Origin of the sequence: Pseudomonas sp., from assembly GCF_017744435.1 — a bacterium.
Classification (GTDB): Bacteria; Pseudomonadota; Gammaproteobacteria; order Pseudomonadales; family Pseudomonadaceae; genus Aquipseudomonas.
In genome coordinates, this window is sequence record NZ_JAGIBG010000062.1 from 1 (window position 1) to 6,922 (window position 6,922).

8 protein-coding genes and 2 pseudogenes are annotated in these 6,922 nt (G+C 58.1%); 7 read left to right on the forward strand and 3 right to left on the reverse strand.

Features of this window, described 5'->3' with window-relative positions; translation table 11 throughout:
* Together J7573_RS25360 and J7573_RS25365 are read left to right on the forward strand one after the other, a co-directional pair.
* Nucleotides 1-197, forward strand: a pseudogene (locus J7573_RS25360) (hypothetical protein); the annotation flags it as partial.
* The gene (locus J7573_RS25365) at nucleotides 190-426 is read left to right on the forward strand and encodes a hypothetical protein (protein ID WP_294341295.1); all 237 of its coding nucleotides are present in this window, start codon (nucleotides 190-192) and stop codon (nucleotides 424-426) included. The pseudogene J7573_RS25360 and the gene J7573_RS25365, both read left to right, overlap by 8 nt.
* Nucleotides 427-512: 86 nt before the next feature.
* On the opposite strand, the gene aac(6') is transcribed toward J7573_RS25365, so the two are convergent.
* Both aac(6') and J7573_RS25375 read right to left on the reverse strand, forming a co-directional pair.
* On the reverse strand, nucleotides 513-968 hold the full coding sequence (aac(6'), locus tag J7573_RS25370) for an aminoglycoside 6'-N-acetyltransferase (protein WP_363264548.1): 456 nt from the start codon (nucleotides 966-968) through the stop codon (nucleotides 513-515).
* Between the two features lie 136 nt (nucleotides 969-1,104).
* Nucleotides 1,105-1,434 (reverse strand): transposase domain-containing protein, encoded by a 330-nt coding sequence (locus J7573_RS25375; RefSeq protein WP_294341299.1) that lies wholly within the window; start codon nucleotides 1,432-1,434, stop codon nucleotides 1,105-1,107.
* Nucleotides 1,435-1,954: 520 nt separating this feature from the next.
* Between J7573_RS25375 and J7573_RS25380 the strand changes: the two genes are divergently transcribed.
* The 5 genes from J7573_RS25380 (at nucleotide 1,955) to J7573_RS25400 (ending at nucleotide 5,451) form a co-directional block, all read left to right on the forward strand.
* On the forward strand, nucleotides 1,955-2,302 hold the full coding sequence (locus J7573_RS25380; protein WP_294341300.1) for a metalloregulator ArsR/SmtB family transcription factor: 348 nt from the start codon (nucleotides 1,955-1,957) through the stop codon (nucleotides 2,300-2,302).
* Nucleotides 2,303-2,323: 21 nt separating this feature from the next.
* A complete protein-coding gene (locus tag J7573_RS25385; RefSeq protein WP_294341301.1) occupies nucleotides 2,324-3,607 on the forward strand; it encodes an arsenic transporter in 1,284 nt (427 codons plus the stop codon).
* A gap of 28 nt (nucleotides 3,608-3,635) precedes the next feature.
* Nucleotides 3,636-4,106, forward strand: a complete 471-nt coding sequence (locus tag J7573_RS25390) for an arsenate reductase ArsC (RefSeq protein ID WP_294341303.1) — start codon at nucleotides 3,636-3,638, stop codon at nucleotides 4,104-4,106.
* 12 nt (nucleotides 4,107-4,118) lie between these two features.
* Nucleotides 4,119-4,820: an arsenical resistance protein ArsH gene (gene arsH / locus J7573_RS25395; RefSeq protein WP_294341305.1), complete on the forward strand. Its 702-nt coding sequence runs from the start codon at nucleotides 4,119-4,121 to the stop codon at nucleotides 4,818-4,820.
* A 238-nt stretch (nucleotides 4,821-5,058) separates the two neighbouring features.
* Nucleotides 5,059-5,451 (forward strand): NUDIX domain-containing protein, encoded by a 393-nt coding sequence (locus tag J7573_RS25400; protein WP_294341308.1) that lies wholly within the window; start codon nucleotides 5,059-5,061, stop codon nucleotides 5,449-5,451.
* Nucleotides 5,452-5,879: 428 nt separating this feature from the next.
* On the opposite strand, the pseudogene J7573_RS25405 reads toward J7573_RS25400, so the two are convergent.
* Nucleotides 5,880-6,722 (reverse strand): annotated as a pseudogene (locus tag J7573_RS25405) (site-specific integrase); the annotation flags it as partial.
* Nucleotides 6,723-6,922: the final 200 nt, after the last annotated feature.

A 6,922-nucleotide genomic window follows, 5' to 3' on the forward strand; every position in this document is an offset into this window, starting at 1 on the left:
AAAAGCTCAGCGCAGGGCCGGGTTTTAAGTTCAGTAAAAAGCCCGAATTTCGTCTAGATACCAGCTCGTCAACAAGGGCCATTGTCGCCTTATTTACATCGCCGAGCGGCATGGCCCAGAGCGGCATGAGCATCACCGGAGTAGAGGAAATCGATGGCGTTCTGTACGCGCAGCCCTGGTGGTGCCGCGTTGAATAAGCGCATAGCCATTCAGCCTCCTGCCGCCTGGCTGGATGAGCTCAACGACCAGCCGGCCCTGGTCACGGATCCTGAGGGGCGTGCCGCCGTGCCGTGCGAGATGGCCTATGCCGCGCACCGTCGCCGGGAGATCGACAGCGGTGAGCTCTCCGAGATGCTGGAGTTTGCCGAGGCGGCCCGCGAGTGGGGTAAGCGTCCGGCGAACTCACCTTCCGAACTCCAACATTAAGGGTGTCGGTAGGTGTGTTCAGCGTAAGCGCCTGGCCAAGTCACCTTCAAACCCCCAGCATTAAGGGAGATGGTGTCCGCGTATTTTCAGGTGGACGCGATCGCCCTCAATGGCTTCAAGAAATAAACTACGCGCTCGGTCTCTGTGAAGCCCAAGGCCTGATGCATGGCGTGGCTTCCTTGGTTATCCAGTAGTGCATCCGAAGCCAGTTCGGTGCAGTCCATTTCTTCGGCCCACTGCTGAATTTCCGCCACGAGTTGCCGCGCTATGCCTTGGCTCCGGCTAGCGGGGCGGACGTAAAGGCCTTCGAGAAAAGCCACGGGCGATGAGTTGGTTCCGTTGACATAGTCCACCCGGATCGACGCCTCGGCAAACCCTAGCGCATTGCCGTGTTCATCAACGAAAAGAAGTACCACATAGCGCTCTGGAGCGCTCAGTATTACTCGTTTGTCATGCTCATTTTTCGAGGAGGAGTCAGGCCACAGAGCAACACGCAGGGAGAGCCAACCATCATGGTCGAGCATGGTGCAGCGTTTTATCATTGAGGGAATACTCGAAAGGATAACTGACGAAGATCATAGGTCATCTTCGGTCAAGCTTGGTAAGGTCAGCTTGTTTTCGGGAGGGTGGCTGTATTCAAGTTCATCGGTAAGCATACGTGCAGACTGCCTTGCGCGACTAAGCCGGACGCCACCTATGCGGCAGCAGCGCTGCAATCTCACTCGCCCGCTGCGTAGGTAGGCGCGTCAGCACATCCTTCAGATAGGCATACGGATCATGCCCATTCATGCGCACCGATTGGATCAGGCCCATGATTGCAGCCGCCCGCTTGCCACTGCGCAGCGACCCAGCAAACAGCCAGTTCGAGCGGCCAAGTGCCCATGGCCGTATCTGGTTTTCAACTTGGTTGTTGTCGATCGGCACACTGGACACCGTTGCGCCAGGTTGCAGGCATTCCTGAACGACCTGGGCCTTGAACGGTTTGGGGTAAGAGCTTCGTTGGCGCATAGAAATCCTGGCGATAAGGGTGATCGCGTCCGCTTAAAAATACGCGGACACCATCGCCCTTAAAGCTGGAGTTCGGAAGGTGAGTTCGCCGGACGCTTGCCGAGTGGGCGCTGCTTGAGCATGAGGAGGCCTTTCACATCGGACTGTTTCAGTATGAGTCTGCTGCAGAGTGGGAGAGGGACGAGCCAGGACGGATCGTGGTCGGCGGAGCGCCGGGGAGGGGTGAAATCGGTTCCAAAACCGAAACGGCGACCCTTGTGATAAGCGGCCTGTAGCCGTGCCGTTTCGCATTTGTTTTGGAATCGATTTCGGTCCTAGCGCCCCGTGGTTCGGGTATTTGTACCACGGTCTTGAAAACCGTTGAGAAGAACCTACGCTTGGGCCAGCACCTGCTGAGTAACTCGAATTCGGGCCCCTGCGAACGACTGCTTTCGACCCTTAGCGGACGTTCGACCAAATGTGCTTGCATAATACATATGGAAATTCGTATATTCGACTATCCATATGTATTGGTGCAGCCATGATTACCCCGCCCGATGTGTTCAAGAGCTTATCCGACGAGACCCGTGTTCGCGCCACCCTGCTGATCGCTAGCCTCGGTGAGCTATGTGTCTGCGAACTGATGTGCGCACTGAATGACAGCCAACCCAAGATAAGCCGCCACCTCGCGCAGCTGCGCAGCAATGGCATGCTGTTGGATCGCCGCCAGGGTCAATGGGTGTATTACCGCCTCAACCCGGAACTGCCCGCTTGGGTACACGAGATCTTGCAGGCGACACTGCAGGCCAACGCGCAATGGTTGGCAGAGAACACCCTACGCCTGCAGAACATGGACGGCCGCCCCGTTCGTGACGCTGCCTGCTGCTGATCATCACCGAGCGAGATCTTCATGCTGGTCGCCATTGCCGTCTTTGTTTTCACCCTCATCCTGGTCATCTGGCAACCGAAGGGGCTTGGCGTTGGCTGGAGTGCCGCGCTCGGTGCCCTCATCGCCCTGGCGGCGGGTGCCGTTTCGCTGCACGACATCCCGACTGTGTGGGCCATTGTCTGGAACGCCACCGCCACCTTCATCGCCGTCATCATCATCAGCCTGTTGCTGGACGAGGCCGGTTTCTTCGAGTGGGCCGCGCTCCACGTGGCGCGCTGGGCAAACGGCAGCGGTTACCGCCTGTTCGCCTTCTGCGTGCTGCTCGGCGCTGCCGTGTCGGCGCTGTTCGCCAATGACGGTGCGGCGCTGATCCTCACGCCTATCGTCATGTCGATGCTGCTCGCGCTGCGTTTCTCACCTGCTGCGACGCTGGCCTTCGTCATGGCCGCAGGCTTCATCGCCGATACGGCGAGCCTGCCGCTGGTGGTCTCCAACCTGGTGAACATCGTCTCGGCCGACTACTTCAGGCTGGGTTTCAGCGAATACGCCTCGGTGATGGTGCCGGTGAACCTCGTCAGCGTGGCCGCAACCTTGCTGGTGCTGTTCGTGTATTTTCGCAGTGACATACCGAAGCAGTACACGGTCGCGGCCCTGAAGACGCCAAGCGAGGCGATTCATGACCGCGCTACCTTCAAGGTCGGTGGCTGGGTACTGCTGGTGCTGCTGATCGGCCTGTTCGCCCTGGAACCACTGGGTATCCCGATCAGCGCAGTAGCCGCAGCCTGTGCGGCGATCCTATTTGCCGTCGCCGCTCGCGGCCATCGCATCTCGACCCGTCGTGTGCTGCGCGAAGCGCCCTGGCAGGTGGTGATCTTTTCCCTCGGCATGTACCTGGTGGTCTACGGGCTGAAGAATGCCGGCCTGACCGATATGCTCACCCACCTGCTCGACCGCCTGGCGCAGCAAGGGCTGTGGAGTGCCGCCATCGGCACCGGGTTAATCGCAGCCTTGCTGTCCTCGGTCATGAACAACATGCCCAGCGTGCTGATCGGCGCTCTGTCGATCCAGGCCAGCGAAGCGCAAGGGCTGGTGCGCGAGGCGATGATCTACGCCAACGTCATCGGCTGTGACCTCGGCCCGAAAATCACCCCCATCGGCAGCCTCGCCACGCTGCTCTGGCTGCACGTGCTGGAGCGCAAAGGCATGCGCATCACCTGGGGTTACTACTTCAAGGTCGGCATCCTGCTGACGCTGCCGGTTATGTTGATCACCCTTTCGGCTCTGGCTTTGCGCCTGAGCCTCTAACATCCGCCACGAAGCGGAGGAGCTCTCCATGCGAGTCCTGTTCATGTGCACGGCCAACAGCTGCCGCAGCATTCTCTCCGAGGCCATGTTCAATCACCTGGCGCCTAACGGATTTGAAGCCGTCAGCTCCGGCAGTTTCCCGAAAGGCCAAGTGTTGCCTCGCAGCCTGACCACCTTGCAGGATGCCGGCATCTCTATTGATGGGCTGAGCAGCAAGGGCAATGACGCGTTCGAGGGTTGCCCTCCTGACATCGTCATCACCGTTTGCGACAAGGCGGCCGGTGAAGCTTGCCCGGTGTATTTCGGCCCTGCGCTGAAGTCGCACTGGGGGCTGGAGGATCCGTCCGATGTTGTGGCTGACGAAGCGTCGGTCGACGCCGCATTCCGCGCTACGCTGGCCCGCATCGAATCACGCTGCCAGGCCTTCTTCGCACTGCCCTTCGATCACCTCGACCGTGACCAGCTCAAACATGCGCTGGATCGCATCGGTACGCTTTGAGCAGGAGGAAACATGTCCGAGCAACTGCCTAATCTCGACCTCGCGCTGTTCGATGTGCCGCCAGCGGCAACCCGTTGCAGCGAGCACAAACCGCGCATCCTGTTGCTGTATGGATCGACCCGCGAACGCTCCTTCAGTCGCTTGCTGGTGGAAGAAGCCGCACGCCTGCTGGAGCACTTCGGTGCCGAGACGCGCATCTTCAATCCGTCAGGCCTGCCGCTGCCTGACGATGTGCCTGTCGAGCACCCCATGGTGCAGGAACTGCGTGATCTGGTGCAGTGGTCGGAAGGCCAGGTCTGGTGCTCGCCGGAGCGTCATGGTGCGATGTCTGCGGTATTCAAGGCGCAGATCGACTGGATCCCCTTGGCACTGGGAGCTATTCGTCCCACCCAAGGCAAGACCCTGGCGGTCATGCAGGTGTGTGGCGGCTCCCAGTCGTTCAACGTGGTCAACCAGCTGCGCGTGCTTGGCCGCTGGATGCGGATGTTCACCATACCGAACCAGTCTTCGGTCCCTAAAGCCTACTTGGAGTTCGACGACACCGGGCGCATGAAGCCTTCGCCGTACTACGATCGCGTGGTGGATGTCATGGAGGAACTGGTGAAGTTCACTGTCCTGCTGCGCGACCGCCAGGAGTTCCTGGTGGATCGCTATTCGGAGCGCAAGGAAAGCACCGAGCAGCTCTCTACCCGGGTGAATCAGCGCTCAATCTGAGGCCATGCACTTAATGTCCGCTAGATGTCGATACCTGCATTTCAACAGTGACTGTTTCCACCCGCAGTAGCCAAGACCCGGTGACACTAAATAATATCAACACCATTCTGGGCAGGATATCAAGATTGCTTTTGTGTCCCTCTGATTGAACCAGCCGTCAGAATCATACGTCTCTAGGTATGTGACCGGTACCTCGTAACCATGAGATGGTTTCAAATCTCACGAGCTGAGTACGGATATGTGGGACAAAAATGATCGAAAATTAAAGGTTAGGGCCACGATAATCTGTCTTCGGAGCAGGAGAGTCCTGTTGGTTCGGAAGAAAGGCAGCAAATGGAATTTTCCAGGAGGCGCCATCGAATTAGGCGAAACGCCCATGGAAGCTGCAGCCAGGGAGTTGCGTGAAGAGACATCCATTGAAGCACCCGCTCTGCTTTCTCTCTGCACGATTAGGATCGGCTATACCATTCATCACATATTTACCACCCATGTCCATGACGGCGAGAAGCCCATGGCGTGTAACGAGATCGTGGCCTGTAAATGGGTGCCTCGCGAAAAACTGAGTCCATCCATGCTCAAATCTACGGCAGCAGCATTGATGCTCTCTCATCTGCCAGCACTGATTGCCTAGGGTTTGTACGAATAGTCGCCGAGCGGCGATCAGGAAAGGCGAAAACAGGCGAGGAAGCGGAATTTACCGGTTGTAAATGAGCAGTCTGAGCCTGTTTTCGACACGGTATGATCGTCGCGCAGGCACTTTTCGTACGAGCCTAGTGAACCCGCGCACGATCTGAGGTATGCCCGGAATGTCCGCTATGGGTCGAATGCAGACGTTGAATCCGGCGAGCACATGCGCCCGGCACGGCGTATGTTATGCCGGATCGGCATCAGAGTCGGATGAAACCATTCGGACCAATTCGCGAACCAACTGATGCGTTTCGGTGGGGGAGTGAGAGGAGTTTCACCCAGCAAAATCAACACATCCCCACCCGCTAAACCCCATGGCATAGCGCATGGTGATGTTGGCGGTGGAGATCAAAGGGCTTACCTATCAGTAACTTACGACGCTGGATTTTCAGCTGATACCGATTTGATACCAATCTTGAGTTTTTCCAGCTCGCTCCAGTCGGAGCTTGAGTTGAGCCAACGGGCATACGTCGACAGCAGCATCTGCACGCTGTGACCCAGCTGTTGGGCGATAAATGCGGGGTTGAGGCCGGACATTAAGCATATTGTCGCATAGGTGTGACGGCAGTTGTATGGGGGACGACGCCTGAACCCCAATTCGTTCAGCACTGGCACCCATTGTTTGTGCAGATCAGACGTCTGTTTCACGTGCTCAGCGTTCTTCGACGGCGGGAACACGAACGGCGTTTCGGTCACCACTCCCTTTCCATGCCTGCGGCGATCCGCGTACTCCCTTGCGAACTGGATCGCCCGCAACGCCCGATCATTCAGCAGGACAAACCGGTCCCTCCCGGTTTTCGTCCTTTCCTCCACCTTGCCCAGCGCAACGGTCCTCTTGACGTGCACCGTCCTCTTTTCCATATCGATCACATCCCAGCGAACCGCCAAAGCCTCCGACAGGCGGAGGCCGGTGAAGAACATGAACTCGAACAGCGCGCCGTAGATGAGGCTCGGCCAGTGCTTATGCTGATATAGCTTGTCGATGATGGTGTTGGCTTCTGCCAGGGTGAAGGGGTCAATCTCCTTCCTCGATCGCTTCGGCAGCTCGATCATCTCGGCGGGATTTTTGGTTAGGAGTCCTTCCCGGGTAGCTGCACCCAGGATCGTTGCCAACCTGGTGATCGCATTGCGTTTAAGGTTTGCAGATGTCCAGTTTGTATCAGCGATGACGCGGCGCAGCAGGGTGGTGGTGATCAAGTCAACGCGGACCATGGCCGTTTGTCCCGGGAAGCTTTGAGGGAGGCTCTCGCTAGTAGTGACATATCGCTGGCGGGCAGCGCCGGAGGGTCAGGCGGCTTGCGTGGCCTGGGTAAATTCATCTTCAGGCCTTCACCGCACCGTTGAACACGTCGAAGGTCTCGTACACAACCAGCCCGCCCTCTGTTACCGCGCCTTTGTTGTCGATCACATAGGCG

What these genes read in the sequence shown, in the direction of transcription:
- J7573_RS25375 (WP_294341299.1), bottom strand. Translation starts at nt 1,434, where the DNA reads ATGCGCCAACGAAGCTCTTACCCCAAACCGTTCAAGGCCCAGGTCGTT.
- J7573_RS25380 (WP_294341300.1), top strand. Translation starts at nt 1,955, where the DNA reads ATGATTACCCCGCCCGATGTGTTCAAGAGCTTATCCGACGAGACCCGT.
- J7573_RS25385 (WP_294341301.1), top strand. Translation starts at nt 2,324, where the DNA reads ATGCTGGTCGCCATTGCCGTCTTTGTTTTCACCCTCATCCTGGTCATC.
- J7573_RS25390 (WP_294341303.1), top strand. Translation starts at nt 3,636, where the DNA reads ATGCGAGTCCTGTTCATGTGCACGGCCAACAGCTGCCGCAGCATTCTC.
- arsH (WP_294341305.1), top strand. Translation starts at nt 4,119, where the DNA reads ATGTCCGAGCAACTGCCTAATCTCGACCTCGCGCTGTTCGATGTGCCG.
- J7573_RS25400 (WP_294341308.1), top strand. Translation starts at nt 5,059, where the DNA reads ATGTGGGACAAAAATGATCGAAAATTAAAGGTTAGGGCCACGATAATC.